This window comes from Cellulomonas sp. P4_H12 (assembly GCF_056400905.1).
Genome location: NZ_JBFUKJ010000004.1, coordinates 26,186 through 39,649, shown reverse-complemented (window position 1 = coordinate 39,649; position 13,464 = coordinate 26,186). Strand labels below are relative to the sequence as shown.

Genomic DNA, 13,464 nt, shown 5'->3' with positions numbered 1-13,464 from the left:
CCCACAGGACGAAGGCTCCATGTCCGAGCACCAGCACCTCCTCGCCACCCTCAGGGAGGACCTCGAGGCCGCCCGGCACCGCGACCCCGCGGCCCGGTCGCTCGCCGAGGTCGCCCTCGGGTACCCCGGCGTGCATGCGGTGTGGGTGTACCGGCTGGCGCACCGGATGTGGCACCAGCCCGGCCTGCAGCTGCCCGCGCGACTGGTCTCCCAGCTCGCGCGGGCACTGACCGGGATCGAGATCCATCCGGGGGCCCGCCTGGGCCGCCGGCTGTTCATCGACCACGGCATGGGCGTCGTGATCGGCGAGACCGCCGAGGTCGGTGACGACGTCGTGCTCTTCCACGGGTCGACGCTGGGCGGCAAGTCGATGCGGCACGGCAAGCGGCACCCGACGCTCGGCGACGGGGTCGTGGTCGGCGCGGGCGCCAAGGTGCTCGGTCCCGTGTGGATCGGGCCGGGCGCGCAGATCGGCGCGAACGCGGTCGTCATCCACGACGTCCCCGCGGGGGCGATCGCGGTCGGGGTCCCCGCGACCATCCGCCTGCGCCCGAAGGCCGCGCCGTTCGACGCCGAGATCGACGACCCGGCGATCTACATCTGACGCACCTCGCACCTCGCACCTCGCGACGAGCCCGACCGGTCCTCCGGCCGGGCTCGTCGCGTTTCCGGGCGCGATTGTTCTAGTTGTCCTCTAACAACTAGGGTGGACGTGTGCTGTTCCGCGTCGACCCCTCCTCCGCCGACCCGCTGTTCACCCAGCTGGCCGCACAGGTGCGCGCCGCCGTCGCGCGCGGCGAGCTGGCGGACGGCGAGCGCCTCCCGGGCGCCCGCGAGCTGGCGGCCTCGCTCGACATCAACCTGCACACCGTCCTGCGCGCCTACCAGGACCTGCGGGACGAAGGTCTGATCGAGCTGCGCCGCGGGCGCGGAGCCGTCGTGGTCGCCCCCGCGCAGGACAACGCCGAGCTGCACGCCGCCATCGAGACCCTGGTGCGCGTCGCCCGGTCCCTCGGCATCGCCCCCCAGACCACGACCGCCCTCGTCAAGGAGGCCCTCCGGTGACCCCGGTCCCCCACCGCACCATGACGTCGGTGCTCACGCTCGTCGTGCCCGGCGCGCTCGTCGCCAGCACGTTCGTCGTCGCCGGCGCCTGGTCCGCCGAGCTGCCCGACCCCGTGGCGGTCCACTTCGGCACCGACGGGCCGGACGGCTTCGCGTCGCTCGCCGACGCCCTCTGGCCCGTCGCGCTCGGCTCTGCGGTCGTCGCGGCCCTGTGCTGGGCGCTGGCGTTCTTCTGGGGCCGGACGGCCGTCGTCCGACGGATCTGCGCCGGGACGGCCGTCGGCCTCACGGCCTTCCTCAGCGCGCTCACCGTCGGGCTGCTCGACCTGCAGCGCGGCCTGTCCGACGCCGCCGACGCCGGCGGGACCGGGCTGGTCATCACGCTGGCGTTCGCCGTCGGCCTCGCGGGCGCCGCGCTCGGCGCGTGGCTCACCCCGGGCGACCGTCGGCAGCCCACGGGTGCGCCGGTGCCACGGGACGCCGCGGTGCTCGTTCTGGCGCCCGACGAGTCGGCCACCTGGGTCACGCACGCCGAGAGCAGGGCGGCGCTCGTGGTGGGCGCCAGCGTCACGGTGCTCGTGGTCGCCCTCGGGCTGCTGCTGTCGGCGCCGTTCGTGCTGGTCCCGGCGGTGGTGGTCGCGGGCGCGGTGCTGTCGAGCACGTGGTTCACCGTCACGGTCGACCGGCGCGGCCTGACGGTGCGCTCCGCGGTGGGCTGGCCACGGTTCGTCGTGCCGCTCGACGAGGTGCTGAAGGCCGAGGTGGTCAGCGTGCGCCCGCTCCCCGAGTTCGGTGGCTGGGGCTACCGCGTCGGGCGCGGGGGGCGCGTCGGCGTCGTGCTGCGCACCGGCGACGGACTCCAGGTGGAGCGCACGGGCGGCCGCTCGTTCGTCGTGACCGTCGACGACGCCGCCACGGGAGCCGCCCTGCTCAACACGCTCGCGGCCCGGGAGCGTGTGGAGCCGACGGCACGCGATACCCGCGGTACCAGGTAGCCTGGCGCGGGCGTCGACGGCGACGCCGCGACCGGGAGGACTGACGATGCGGCTGGGCTACCACACGGGCTACTGGTCGGCGGGGCCGCCGCCGGGCGCGCAGGAGGCCGTCCTCGGCGCGGAGCAGCTCGGGTTCGACTCGGTGTGGACGGCCGAGGCGTACGGCTCGGACGCGCTGACCCCGCTCGCGTGGTGGGGCTCGCGCACGTCGCGCATCCGCCTCGGCACCGCGATCGCGCAGCTCTCCGCGCGCACCCCCACCGCCGCCGCGATGGCGGCCCTCACGCTCGACCACCTGTCCGGCGGCCGGTTCGTGCTCGGCCTCGGCGCCTCCGGGCCGCAGGTGGTGGAGGGCTGGTACGGCCAGCCGTACCCCCGCCCGCTCGCCCGCACCCGGGAGTACGTGTCGATCGTTCGACAGGTCCTCGCCCGCGAGGCGCCGGTGACGTTCGACGGCCAGTTCTACCGCCTGCCCCTGGGTCCCGACGAGGGCGCCGGCCTGGGCAAGGCCCTCCGCTCGACCGTGCACCCGCTGCGCGCCGACCTGCCCATCCACCTCGCCGCCGAGGGACCCAAGAACATCGCGATGTCCGCCGAGATCGGCGACGGCTGGCTCCCGCTGTTCTACTCGCCGCGGATGGACGCCGAGTACCGGGCGCTGCTGGCCGAGGGCTTCGCCGCCCGGGCACCGGAACGCAGCGCCGTCGAGGACTTCGAGGTCGTCGCCACGGTGCCCGTCGTGCTCGGTGCCGACGTGGAGTCCGCCGCCGACAGCGTCCGGCCGTTCATCGCGCTGTACGCCGGCGGGATGGGCGCCAAGGGCGCGAACTACCACCGGGCCGTGCTCGACCGGCTCGGGTACACCGAGGCGTGCGACGAGATCCAGGCGCACTACCTCGCGGGCGACCGGGCGCGGGCCACGGCCGCGGTGCCGCTCGAGCTTGTGCAGGACATCGCGCTGGTGGGCACGGCGGACGACATCCGCGCGCAGCTGCCCGCCTGGGAGGCCACCGCGGTGACGACCATGCTGGTGCAGGCCGACCCCCGGACGCTCCCCGCGATCGCCGACGCCCTGCGCGGCTGACCCCGGCCGTGGACGACGACTACGCGGAGGCGGTGCTCGACCTCGTGGAGGAGATCCCCGCGGGCCGGGCGATGACGTACGGCACGGTCGCCGAGCTCGTCGGCGACCGCCTCGAGGCCCTCGACGGCCGACGCCGGGGCGGCCCGCGGCAGGTGGGTCAGGTGCTGAGCCGGGCCGGCTCCGGGGTGCCCTGGTGGCGCGTGGTCAACGCCGCGGGGCGTCCTCCCGCCCGGCACCTGAGCCGCGCGCTGGACCTGCTGGCCGACGAGGAGACGCCGCTGAGCGCCGACGGGACACGGGTCGCACTGCGTCAGGCCATCTGGTTCCCGGAGACCTGACCCGTCCCGCGTGTCCCCGCGCTCCGCCCCCGACCGACCCACTTACCCTGACCGCACGGGTGGCCCGCTGCCCGCGATCGAGCACCGACCGGGGGATCCATGACCGTCACCGCGCAGCGCCCTGCGCCCGCGGCAGCCCTCCCGTCGACGCCCGGACGGATGCCCCGTCTGCGCGGGCTCGACGGGATCCGGGCACTGGCGGTCGCGGGCGTGGTGGTCTACCACCTCGGGGCGCCGTGGATGCGCGGCGGGTTCCTCGGGGTGGACGTGTTCTTCGTCCTGTCCGGCTACCTCATCACCACGCTCGTGCTCGACGAGGTCGAGGGCACCGGGCGCTTCTCGTTCCGGCGCTTCTACGCCCGTCGAGCCCGGCGCCTGCTCCCCGCGCTGGCGCTGCTGCTGCTCGCGATGGCCGGCGTCGCCGTCGCCATGCCGAGCGAGGCGGGCGAGCTGCGGGGCGACATCGCCGCCGCGGCGGGGTACGTGTCGAACTGGTGGCAGGTGCTCGCGCAGCGGTCGTACTTCGAGATGGTGAGCCGACCACCCCTGCTGCAGCACCTGTGGTCGCTCGCGATCGAGGAGCAGTTCTACCTGGTCTTCCCGCTCGTGGTGCTGCTGGCGCTGCGCGCCGGTCGCGCCCGCGTGGGCCAGGTCGCGGCCGTGCTCGCGCTGCTGTCCACGGCGGCGATGGCGGTCCTGGCCGTCCGGGGCTCCGCACCGGTGCCGAACGACCCGAGCCGCGTGTACTTCGGCACGGACACGCACTCGATGGGCCTGCTGGTCGGTGCGGCCATGGCCACGGTCTGGACGCCGTGGCGCACCTGGCAGCGCACGGGTTCCTGGTGGCGGGAGCGCGGTGACTCGGTCCGCCGCTTCGAGGCCGGCGTGACGGACGTGCTCGGCGTGCTCGCCCTGCTCGGGGTCCTCGCCGCGTTCGTGTGGGTCGACGAGTTCAGCGCCGTGCTCTACCGCGGAGGCTTCCTCGCGTTCTCCGTGCTCGCCGCCGTGCTGATCGCGGCGGTCGCCGACCCCGCGGGTCTCCTGGGCCGCGCGCTCGGGCGGCAGCCGTGGCGGTGGCTGGGCGAGCGCTCCTACGGGATCTACCTGTGGCACTGGCCCGTGCTCATGCTGACCCGCCCCGGCGTCGACCTCGAGGCCTCGCCGTGGCTCGCGACCCCGCTGCGCCTGGTGGCCGTGCTCGGCATCGCCGAGCTGTCGTACCGCTGCGTCGAGCTGCCCGTGCGCGACGGGACGCTCGGTCGCGCGCTCGCGGCTCTGCGCCGACCCGCCGGCGACCGACCGCGGACCCTGCTGCGCGTGGTCGCCGCGACGGTCGGGCTGGTCGTCGTCGGCGGTGTCGCCACCGCCGCCCTGGCCCAGGTACCGAGCACGACGACCGACGCGGACGCCTGGGCGCCCGGAGCCCAGCCGACCGTGACCGCGCTGCGGCCGTCACCGACGCACACCACGACGCCGACGGCGAGCTCCACCCCGACTCCCACGCCCACGCCCACGGTCGTGGCCGCGCCACCGCCTCCCCCGCCGGAGCAGATCGGCGGGGCCTCCGGCTTCGGCGACTCCGTGATGCTCGGCGCCGCTGCCGAGCTCACCGCCCGGGGCATCGCGGTCGACGCCGTCGAGTCCCGCCAGTTCGGCACCATGGTCGACCAGGTCCGCGCCGCGCTCGCGGCGGGCACGCTCGGCCACACGGTCGTCGTGCACGGCGGGACCAACGGACCCATCGACGAGGCGACGCTGCGCGAGCTGCTCGAGCTCACCCGGGACCGCCGGGTCTACCTGGTGAACGTGCACGTCCCGCGCACGTGGGCCGCCTACGACAACGACCTCTTCGCCCGGGTGGGCCCGGAGTACCCGAACGCGCACGTGCTCGACTGGAACGCGCTGGCCGGCGAGCACCGTGACTGGCTCTACGGCGACGACATCCACCTGCGGCCCGGCGGCGGCCGCGAGGGGTACGCCGACTGGCTGGCGGCCGCGATCCAGCCCTGACTCAGCCCCGGCGCAGCAGGACGACCGCACGGTCGTCGTCGTCGCCCTTGCGCACCCCGGCGAGCACCGCCGCCGCGGTGCCCCGGCCCGACACGAGCACCCGGTCGGCCACCCCCATCAGCCGGTCGATCCCCTGGTCGAGATCGCCACCGCGCGCCTCGATGAGCCCGTCGGTGTAGAGCAGGAGCACGTCGCCGTGCTCCAGACGGCCGGCCCGGGCGTGCCATCGGACCCCCGCGACGACGCCGAGCGCCGGGCTGCCCACGGTGTCGAGCAGCTCGAGGCGACCGGACCCGGCGTGCAGCTGCACCGCGGGCGGGTGTCCCGCGGACGACACCCAGAAGTCGCCCGTCGTCAGGTCGGCGGCCACGTGGATCGCCGTGGCGAACCCTTCGTCCCACGCCTGGTCGAGCAGGTACTGGTTGGCCGCCGCCAGGAACTGCTCGCGCGGCATCGCGCCCAGCAGGCCGCCGAACGCCCCCGACAGCTGCAGGGAGCGCACGCCGGCGTCCAGGCCCTTGCCGGACACGTCGACGAGCACGATCTCGAGGGCGGTGCCCCCGGGCCGGGCCCCCGCGACCATGAAGTCGCCCGAGAAGCCGTCGGCGTGCGCGGAGCGGATCTCGCTGTCCACTCGCCATCCCGAGGGGAGGGGCGGGACGCGTCCGTGGGCGGCGAGCCGGTCACGCAGGTCGACCAGCATCAGGTCGCCCGGCGCCCCCTGCAGCCCCAGCCGCTGCCGCTCCCGCGCGAACGCCACCACGGCCACCACCGACAGCGTGATGACCACGAGGATGCCGGGGATCATCGAGGGCGCGCCCCACCACCACAGGCCCCAGGTGCAGGCGAGGACGACGACCCCCAGCACGACGAGCGTGCGCAGCCGCAGGAGGAAGGCGGCGACCAGCTCGAGGAGCAGGAACGCCGACGGGGGCACCCACTCGGGCTGCTGGGCGATGCCGATCGTGACGGCCACGCAGCACAGGACGAGAGCCGCCGTGAGGCTCGCCTGCGACCGCCCGCTCCACCGGCGGAGCACCAGCGAGGCGCGCGTGAAGACGCCCTGCCTCGGCGCCCACGCTCTCCCCCGCACCCGGCGAGCGTATCCGCAGGTCGCGGGGCCGCCCAGGCGCGTCCGCCACCGGAATTGGGGTGCCGCTGCCGCCCGTCATGACGGACGATGGCTGCCATGAGTCCCCTTCCCGCCGGATACCGCCTCGTCGACGTGCCGGAGAGCCGCAAGGACGAGTTCCTCGAGGTCGACCGGCTCGCGTTCGCGTTCGACTCGACACCCGAGACCGACGCCCTCGTGCCGATCACCTTCGCCTGGGATCGCGCGCAGGCGGTCGAGGACGCCGCCGGCAGCCTGGCGGCGGTCCACGCCTCGTACGAGCACGACATGCCGGTGCCGGGCGGGTCGATCGCCTGCTCCGGTCTCACCTGGGTGGGCGCGCGGCCCGACCAGCGCCGTCGCGGCCTGCTCACGGCCATGATCGAGTCGCACTTCGACCGGTCGCTCGCGCGCGGCGAAGCCGTCTCGGCCCTGTTCGCCGCCGAGCACGCCATCTACGGCCGGTACGGCTACGGCTCGGCCGCCGACGACGTCCGCGTCAAGGTCGCCCGGGGCGCCGCGCTGCGCGACGTAGCCGGCACCGACGACCTGACGGTCCGGTTCGCGACGGCCGACGTCGCGGCGCACAGCGCGCTGGTCGCCGAGATCCATCGGGCGGCGGGAGCCGGCCGGCCGGGCTGGATCACCCGCAGGACGGACGGCTGGCGCACGCGCGCCGTCGTCGACCCCCCGGCGTGGCGGGACGGGGGCGAGCCGCTGCGCATCGCCACCGTGCACGACCCGGCCGGCGACGTCCGCGCGTACGCGCTGTTCCGGCGCAAGGAGAACTGGGCGGAGGGCGGCCCGGCCGGCACCGTCAAGGTCCGCGAGGCCGTCGCGCTCGACGCCGCCGCCACGCACGCCCTGTGGTCGTTCCTGCTCGACCTCGACCTCACCGCCACCGTCGAGGGGCCGATGCTGCCCGTCGACGACGCGCTGCTGCACCTGCTCGTCGACCCGAGGGCCGTGGTGCCCAAGGTCAACGACAACCTCTGGGTCAGGCTCCTCGACCTGCCGGTCGCCCTCGCCGGCCGCCGGTACGCCGCGCCGGTCGACGTGGTCCTCGAGGTGACCGACGCGCGGCTGCCCGCGAACGCCGGTCGCTGGCGCCTGACCGCCGACGAGCGGGACGCGGACGGCGCGTTCACGGCGACGGTCGTGCGCACGCACGAGCCGGCCGACCTGCGGCTCGACGTCCGCGAGCTCGGTGCCGCCTACCTCGGCGGTCGGTCGCTCGCGGCGCAGGCCAGGGCCGGCCTGGTGGTCGAGGAGCGCGCCGGCGCGGTGCAGTCCGCCGCGGCGGCCTTCCTGTGGCCCGTCGCGCCGTTCTGCTCGTACGTCTGGTAGCTAGCGCGCAGCCTCGTAGTCCGCGAGGAGGTCGATCCGGCGCTGGTGGCGCGGGTCGTGGCTGAACGGCTCGGCCACGAACGCGTCCACCAGCGCGATCGCCTCGTCGACGGAGTGCTGACGCGCCCCGATCGCGACGACGTTGGCGTCGTTGTGCTGCCGGCCGAGCTGGGCGGTGACCAGGTTCCAGGCGAGCGCGGCGCGGACCCCGGTGACCTTGTTGGCGGCGATCTGCTCGCCGTTGCCGGACCCGCCGATGACGACGCCGAGCGAACCCGGGTCGGCGACGACGGCCTCGCCGGCGGCGAAGCAGAAGGGCGGGTAGTCGTCCTGGGCGTCGTACGCGTGGGCCCCGTGGTCGACCACGTCGTGGCCGGCGGCGCCGAGGTGCTCGACCAGTGCCACCTTGAGCTCGTAGCCGGCGTGGTCGGAGGCGACGTGGATGCGCATGGGCCCATCCTGCCGGACGTCGCGGCTCGCGGTCGTCCGCCCTCGGCATAAGAGACGACGGCACGCTTGCCGCCGTACCTAGGCTGTCGCCATGACGCGCAGTGGCATCGACCTCACCGCCCTCGACCCCTCGGTCCGTCCTCAGGACGACCTCTACTCGTACGTGAACGGCCGGTGGATCGCGTCGCACGTGATCCCCGCCGACCGGGCGATGGACGGCGCGTTCCGCGCGCTGCACGACCGGGCCGAGGAGCAGGTGCKGGACATCATCGCCGACGCCGGCTCTGCCGTTGCGGCCGGGACGTCGAGCGACCCCGTCGAGGCCAAGGTGGGCGCCGTCTACGCGTCGTTCATGGACACCGCCGCCGTCGCCGCTGCGGGCACGGCTCCGCTCCGCACGGACCTCGCCCTGCTCGAGTCCGCGACCACGCAGGCGGAGCTGACCGGCGCGCTGGGCGCGCTGCAGCGGACCGGCGCGGGCGGCGTCGTCGGCTTCTACGTCGACAACGACGCCAAGGAACCGACGCGCTACGCCGTGCACCTGGTGCAGGGCGGCCTGGGCCTGCCGGACGAGGCGTACTACCGCGACGCGCAGTACGCCGAGGTCCTCGCGGCCTACCGGCCGCACGTCGCGCGCATGCTGCGCCTGGGCGGCGTGGCCGCTGACGACGCGGCCGCCGACGACCTGGCGGGCCGCGTCGTCGCGCTCGAGACCAAGCTCGCCGCGGGCCACTGGGACGTGGTCAAGGACCGCGACGCCGACCTCACCTACAACGCGCTGAGCCTCACCGAGCTGGCCGAGCGGGCGCCGGGCTTCGACTGGAGCTCGTGGGTCCTCGCGCTCGGGGCACCCGCCGGGTCGTTCGACCGCCTCGTGGTGCGCGAGCCGTCGTTCGCCGAGGCGTTCGCTGTGCTGTGGCAGAGCGAGCCGCTGGCCGACTGGCAGGCCTGGGCGGCCTACCACGTGATCTCCGACCGGGCGCCGTACCTGACCGACGAGCTGGTCGAGGCGAACTTCGACTTCTACGGCCGGACGCTCACCGGGGCGCAGGAGCTGCGGGACCGCTGGAAGCGCGGCGTGTCGCTGGTGCAGGGCGTGCTGGGCGAGGCCGTGGGCAAGGTGTACGTCGAGCGGCACTTCCCGCCCGCGCACAAGTCGCGCATGGAGGAGCTCGTCGCCCACCTGGTCGCCGCGTACCGCGAGTCGATCTCGCAGCTGGACTGGATGGGCGAGGAGACGCGCGCCAAGGCGCTGGCCAAGCTCGAGGCGTTCACGCCGAAGATCGGCTACCCCGCCCGCTGGCGCGACTACGGGACGCTCGAGGTCGCGGCCGACGACCTGGTCGGCAACGTGCGCCGCGCCAACGCGTTCGAGCAGGACCGCGAGCTGAACAAGATCGGCAAGCCCATCGACCGCGACGAGTGGTTCATGACGCCGCAGACGGTCAATGCGTACTACAACCCGGGCATGAACGAGATCGTCTTCCCGGCCGCGATCCTCCAGCCGCCGTTCTTCGACGCCGATGCCGACGACGCGGCCAACTACGGCGGCATCGGCGCCGTGATCGGGCACGAGATCGGCCACGGGTTCGACGACCAGGGCTCGAAGTACGACGGCGACGGCCGGCTCGAGGACTGGTGGACGGCCGCCGACCGCGCGGAGTTCGAGACACGCACCAAGGCGCTGATCGACCAGTACTCGGAGTTCTCCCCCGTGCAGCTCGGCGGCTCGCACCACGTCAACGGCGAGCTGACCATCGGCGAGAACATCGGCGACCTGGGCGGCCTGTCCATCGCGCTGCGCGCCTACCGGATCGCCCTGGGCCGACCGCTCGACGAGGCACCCGTGATCGACGGGCTGACCGGCGTGCAGCGCGTGCTGCTCGGCTGGGCACAGGTGTGGCAGGCGAAGGGCCGCGACGAGGAGATCGTCCGCCGCCTCGCCATGGACCCGCACTCCCCCAACGAGTTCCGCTGCAACGGCGTCGTGCGCAACGTCGACGAGTTCTACGCGGCCTACGACGTGCAGCCCGGCGACGCGCTCTACCTCCCGCCGCAGGAGCGCGTGCGCATCTGGTGACCGCCCGACGCCTGGTCCGGGCCGCCTACGCCGGCAGCTCGGACCAGGCGGCCCGGGCCAGCTGGAAGCCGACGCCCGACCCGTCCACGCACTGCACGCCGTCGGTCGCGCTGCGGCAGGTGTAGTCGCCCACGCTCGTGGACTGGCCGTACTGGAGCACAGGCACGTCGTCGCCCGCGACCGCCGGCGGCGGTCCGCTCACGCAGTCGAAGGCGACCCCTGAGCCGTTGAGCACCAGCACGTGCCCCGTCACCTCGGCGCAGCCGGCCACGACGGGCGGCGCGTACGTGTAGCTGGCGATGGTGCAGGTCACGCCGTCGACCGACATCGCGCACTGGATGTTGCCGCTGGGCAGCGCGAACGAGACGGGCTCGGTGGACGTCGCCGACGAGCTGGAGGACGGGCCCGCGGACGCCGACGACGCGGGCGTCTGCCCGGCCGAGCCGTCGTCGCCGCTCCCGCCGTTGTTCAGGAACACGAGCAGCAGCACCACGGCGAGCACGACGAGCACCACGTCGACGATGACGAAGAGCCGCAGGTTGCGCGCCGAGGTCATACCGCTCCGATCCTCCCCGCGGGGACACCGGCCCGCCCGGTGGTCGGGCGGGCTCGGCGACCAGGATCACACGGGACGAACCGGACGGGCCAATCGTCCTGGTCAGGCGATCAGAACGACGGACCGGCCGTGCGGGTGCGCTTGAGCTCGTAGAAGCCGGGGACGCTCGTCATGAGCGCGAGCCCGTCGAACAGGCGCCCGGCGTCCTCGCCGCGGGGCGCGGGCGTGACGACCGGTCCGAAGAACCCGACGCCGTCGATGGCGACGACCGGCGTGCCGACCTCCTCGCCGACGAGCCCGATCCCCTCGCCGTGCGACTCGCGCAGCAGCACGTCGACCTCGTCGGTGCCGGCGACGTCGGCCAGCTCGGCCGGCAGCCCGACCTCGGCGAGCGACTCGGCGATGATCGCGGCCCAGTCACGCTGGCCGCCCGGGTGCCGGCGCGTGCCCATGGCGTCGTACAGCGGCTTGATCACCTGGTCGCCGTGGTCGCGCGCCGCGGCGATGATCACGCGCACGGGTCCCCACCCCTCGTCGAGCATCTCTCGGTACGTCTGCGGCAGGTCGTCGCGCTTCTCGTTGAGGACCGACAGGCTCATCACGTGCCACCGGACGTCGATGTCCCGCATGGTGCTGACCTCGTCGATCCAGCGCGAGGTCATCCACGCCCACGGGCAGGCGGGGTCGAACCAGAGGTCGACGACGGGGCGGGTGGTGGGCGTGCTCGTCACAAGGTCCTCCGAAGGTGTGGGTGCCTCGCGCAACCATCCGGCGACGGCGCCGTATTCCCGTCAGCGGTGCTGCAGCACCTGCAACGCGGCCGCCCGGCCGGGGATGCCGCTGACCCCGCCGCCGCGCCGGGCGCCCGCCCCCGCGAGCAGGACGCGCAGGTCGGGCGTGTCGACGCCCCACCGGCCGACCTCGTCGTCGGCCTCGGCCCACGGCCAGGCGAGGTCCCGGTGGAAGATGTGGCCGGCGGGCAGGCCCACGTCCGCCTCGAGGTCGACGGGGCTGCGCACCTCCAGGCACGGCTCGCCGTGCTCGTCCCGCGCCAGGCAGTCCGCCAACGGCTCGGCCAGGACGCTGTCGATCGAGCGCAGCGTCGCGGCGAGCGCCGCCGCACGGGCACCGTCGGGGTCCGCGACGAACAGCCGCGCGGGCATGTGCAGGCCGAAGGCGGTGAGCGTCTGATGGCCCGTCGCCCGCAGCCCCGGGCCCAGGATCGAGTCGTCGGTGAGCGAGTGGCAGTACGTCTCCACCGGGGGCGTGGCCGGGATCCTGCCGTCGGCCGCCTCGCGATAGGCGGCCTCGAGCTCGGTCGCGGACTCGTGCACGTGCAGCGTGCCGGCGAAGGCGACGCGCGGGTCGATGCCGGAGCGCAGGCGCGGCAGGCGCGTGAGCAGCATGTTCACCTTCAGCTGCGCACCCTCGGGCGCGGGTCCGGACGGCGCGCGCCCGAGCAGCCGGTCGAGCACCGCGGGCGCGCAGGCCGCCATCACGTGGCGGGCACCCACCCGGCGCTCTGTGCCGTCGGTCCACACCACCTCCGCCGGCGTCGACGCGCTTCCGGGGTCGATCGCGACCACCTGCGCCGACGTCCTGATGTCCGCGCCGGCCGCCCGGGCCGCGGCCTCGAGCGCGCCGGCGACCGCCCCCATGCCCCCGACCGGCACGTCCCAGTCCCCCGTCCCGCCGCCGATCACGTGGTACAGGAAGCACCGGTTCGCCCGCCCGTCGGCGTCGTGCGGGCGCGCGAACGTCCCGATCAGCGCGTCGGTGAGGACGACGCCCCGGACGAGGTCGGAGCCGAACGTCGCGTCGACCACCTCGCCGACCGGCCGCTCGACCAGGTCGCGCCAGTCGTCCGGGCCGAGCAGGCGCCGGGCGTCGGCGGTCGACAGGAGCGGCTCGGTCATCGTCGGGAAGAGCCGTCCCGCGAGCGCGACCGTGCGTGCGCCGAACGCGCGGAAGGCGTCGAGGTCGCCGGCGGCCCCGACGGCGGTGAAGGACTCGGCGGTCGCCCGGTCGTCCGCCGTGTCGACCAGCAGCCCGCGGTCTCCGGACGGGGTGTAGGACGCGATACGACGCCGCCGCAGGTCGAGCCGCAGGCCCAGCTCGTCGCGGACCTGCCGCGGCATCAGCGAGACCAGGTAGGAGTACCGCGAGACGCGGGCGTCGACGCCCGGGAACACCTGCGTCGACTGCGTCGCGCCACCCAGGTGGTCGGCGCGCTCGAGCACGAGCACGGACCGCCCCGCGCGTGCCAGGTAGGCCGCGGCGGTCAGGCCGTTGTGGCCCCCGCCGACGATGACGGCGTCGTAGGTCGCGTGCACGCGTCGACCCTAGGCCCGCCACGGCAGGAGATCGACGGCCCGCAGGTGCGATGATCGACCCGGCCAAGAGCCAGCCGATCGCGTCCCAAGGAGTA

The 13,464-nt window shown here is 74.7% G+C and carries 13 protein-coding genes; 8 read left to right on the top strand and 5 right to left on the bottom strand.

The window, feature by feature from the left end; translation table 11 throughout:
• The first annotated feature begins 19 nt into the window (after positions 1 to 19).
• The 6 genes from epsC to AC1DQC_RS03630 all read left to right on the top strand — a co-directional run bounded on the left by epsC (position 20) and on the right by AC1DQC_RS03630 (position 5,492).
• A complete protein-coding gene (gene epsC / locus AC1DQC_RS03655) occupies positions 20 to 604 on the top strand; it encodes a serine O-acetyltransferase EpsC (RefSeq protein ID WP_477049857.1) in 585 nt (194 codons plus the stop codon).
• Between the two features lie 110 nt (positions 605 to 714).
• Positions 715 to 1,065 carry a GntR family transcriptional regulator gene (locus AC1DQC_RS03650; protein WP_477049856.1) on the top strand — a complete coding sequence of 117 codons (351 nt, stop codon included), beginning with the start codon at positions 715 to 717 and terminating at the stop codon, positions 1,063 to 1,065.
• Entirely contained in the window at positions 1,062 to 2,060 is a 999-nt protein-coding gene (locus AC1DQC_RS03645) for an SdpI family protein (RefSeq protein ID WP_477049855.1), read from the top strand. Before AC1DQC_RS03650 ends, AC1DQC_RS03645 begins: the two co-directional genes overlap by 4 nt.
• A gap of 46 nt (positions 2,061 to 2,106) precedes the next feature.
• The gene (locus tag AC1DQC_RS03640; RefSeq protein ID WP_477049854.1) at positions 2,107 to 3,144 is read left to right on the top strand and encodes an LLM class F420-dependent oxidoreductase; all 1,038 of its coding nucleotides are present in this window, start codon (positions 2,107 to 2,109) and stop codon (positions 3,142 to 3,144) included.
• An 8-nt stretch (positions 3,145 to 3,152) separates the two neighbouring features.
• Positions 3,153 to 3,482, top strand: coding sequence for an MGMT family protein (locus AC1DQC_RS03635; protein ID WP_477049853.1), 330 nt, complete (start codon positions 3,153 to 3,155; stop codon positions 3,480 to 3,482).
• A 159-nt stretch (positions 3,483 to 3,641) separates the two neighbouring features.
• Complete coding sequence (locus AC1DQC_RS03630) at positions 3,642 to 5,492, top strand: acyltransferase family protein (RefSeq protein WP_477049852.1); 1,851 nt, start codon at positions 3,642 to 3,644, stop codon at positions 5,490 to 5,492.
• 1 nt (position 5,493) lies between these two features.
• On the opposite strand, the gene AC1DQC_RS03625 is transcribed toward AC1DQC_RS03630, so the two are convergent.
• Complete coding sequence (locus tag AC1DQC_RS03625) at positions 5,494 to 6,585, bottom strand: PP2C family protein-serine/threonine phosphatase (protein ID WP_477049851.1); 1,092 nt, start codon at positions 6,583 to 6,585, stop codon at positions 5,494 to 5,496.
• A 96-nt stretch (positions 6,586 to 6,681) separates the two neighbouring features.
• Here AC1DQC_RS03625 and AC1DQC_RS03620 point away from each other — a divergent pair, with 96 nt between their 5' ends.
• Positions 6,682 to 7,950 carry a GNAT family N-acetyltransferase gene (locus tag AC1DQC_RS03620; protein WP_477049850.1) on the top strand — a complete coding sequence of 423 codons (1,269 nt, stop codon included), beginning with the start codon at positions 6,682 to 6,684 and terminating at the stop codon, positions 7,948 to 7,950.
• On the opposite strand, the gene AC1DQC_RS03615 is transcribed toward AC1DQC_RS03620, so the two are convergent.
• Positions 7,951 to 8,400, bottom strand: coding sequence for a ribose-5-phosphate isomerase (locus tag AC1DQC_RS03615; protein WP_477049849.1), 450 nt, complete (start codon positions 8,398 to 8,400; stop codon positions 7,951 to 7,953).
• 91 nt (positions 8,401 to 8,491) lie between these two features.
• Here AC1DQC_RS03615 and AC1DQC_RS03610 point away from each other — a divergent pair, with 91 nt between their 5' ends.
• Positions 8,492 to 10,480 (top strand): M13 family metallopeptidase, encoded by a 1,989-nt coding sequence (locus AC1DQC_RS03610; RefSeq protein WP_477049848.1) that lies wholly within the window; start codon positions 8,492 to 8,494, stop codon positions 10,478 to 10,480.
• A gap of 25 nt (positions 10,481 to 10,505) precedes the next feature.
• On the opposite strand, the gene AC1DQC_RS03605 is transcribed toward AC1DQC_RS03610, so the two are convergent.
• From AC1DQC_RS03605 to AC1DQC_RS03595, 3 genes are all read right to left on the bottom strand, one after another.
• The gene (locus AC1DQC_RS03605; RefSeq protein ID WP_477049847.1) at positions 10,506 to 11,036 is read right to left on the bottom strand and encodes a hypothetical protein; all 531 of its coding nucleotides are present in this window, start codon (positions 11,034 to 11,036) and stop codon (positions 10,506 to 10,508) included.
• A 110-nt stretch (positions 11,037 to 11,146) separates the two neighbouring features.
• Positions 11,147 to 11,767 carry a mycothiol-dependent nitroreductase Rv2466c family protein gene (locus AC1DQC_RS03600; RefSeq protein ID WP_477049846.1) on the bottom strand — a complete coding sequence of 207 codons (621 nt, stop codon included), beginning with the start codon at positions 11,765 to 11,767 and terminating at the stop codon, positions 11,147 to 11,149.
• Positions 11,768 to 11,827: 60 nt separating this feature from the next.
• Positions 11,828 to 13,369, bottom strand: a complete 1,542-nt coding sequence (locus tag AC1DQC_RS03595) for a phytoene desaturase family protein (protein ID WP_477049845.1) — start codon at positions 13,367 to 13,369, stop codon at positions 11,828 to 11,830.
• Positions 13,370 to 13,464 lie beyond the last annotated feature (95 nt).

What these genes read in the sequence shown, in the direction of transcription:
- AC1DQC_RS03605 (WP_477049847.1), bottom strand. Translation starts at nt 11,036, where the DNA reads ATGACCTCGGCGCGCAACCTGCGGCTCTTCGTCATCGTCGACGTGGTG.
- AC1DQC_RS03615 (WP_477049849.1), bottom strand. Translation starts at nt 8,400, where the DNA reads ATGCGCATCCACGTCGCCTCCGACCACGCCGGCTACGAGCTCAAGGTG.
- AC1DQC_RS03640 (WP_477049854.1), top strand. Translation starts at nt 2,107, where the DNA reads ATGCGGCTGGGCTACCACACGGGCTACTGGTCGGCGGGGCCGCCGCCG.
- AC1DQC_RS03630 (WP_477049852.1), top strand. Translation starts at nt 3,642, where the DNA reads ATGCCCCGTCTGCGCGGGCTCGACGGGATCCGGGCACTGGCGGTCGCG.
- epsC (WP_477049857.1), top strand. Translation starts at nt 20, where the DNA reads ATGTCCGAGCACCAGCACCTCCTCGCCACCCTCAGGGAGGACCTCGAG.
- AC1DQC_RS03620 (WP_477049850.1), top strand. Translation starts at nt 6,682, where the DNA reads ATGAGTCCCCTTCCCGCCGGATACCGCCTCGTCGACGTGCCGGAGAGC.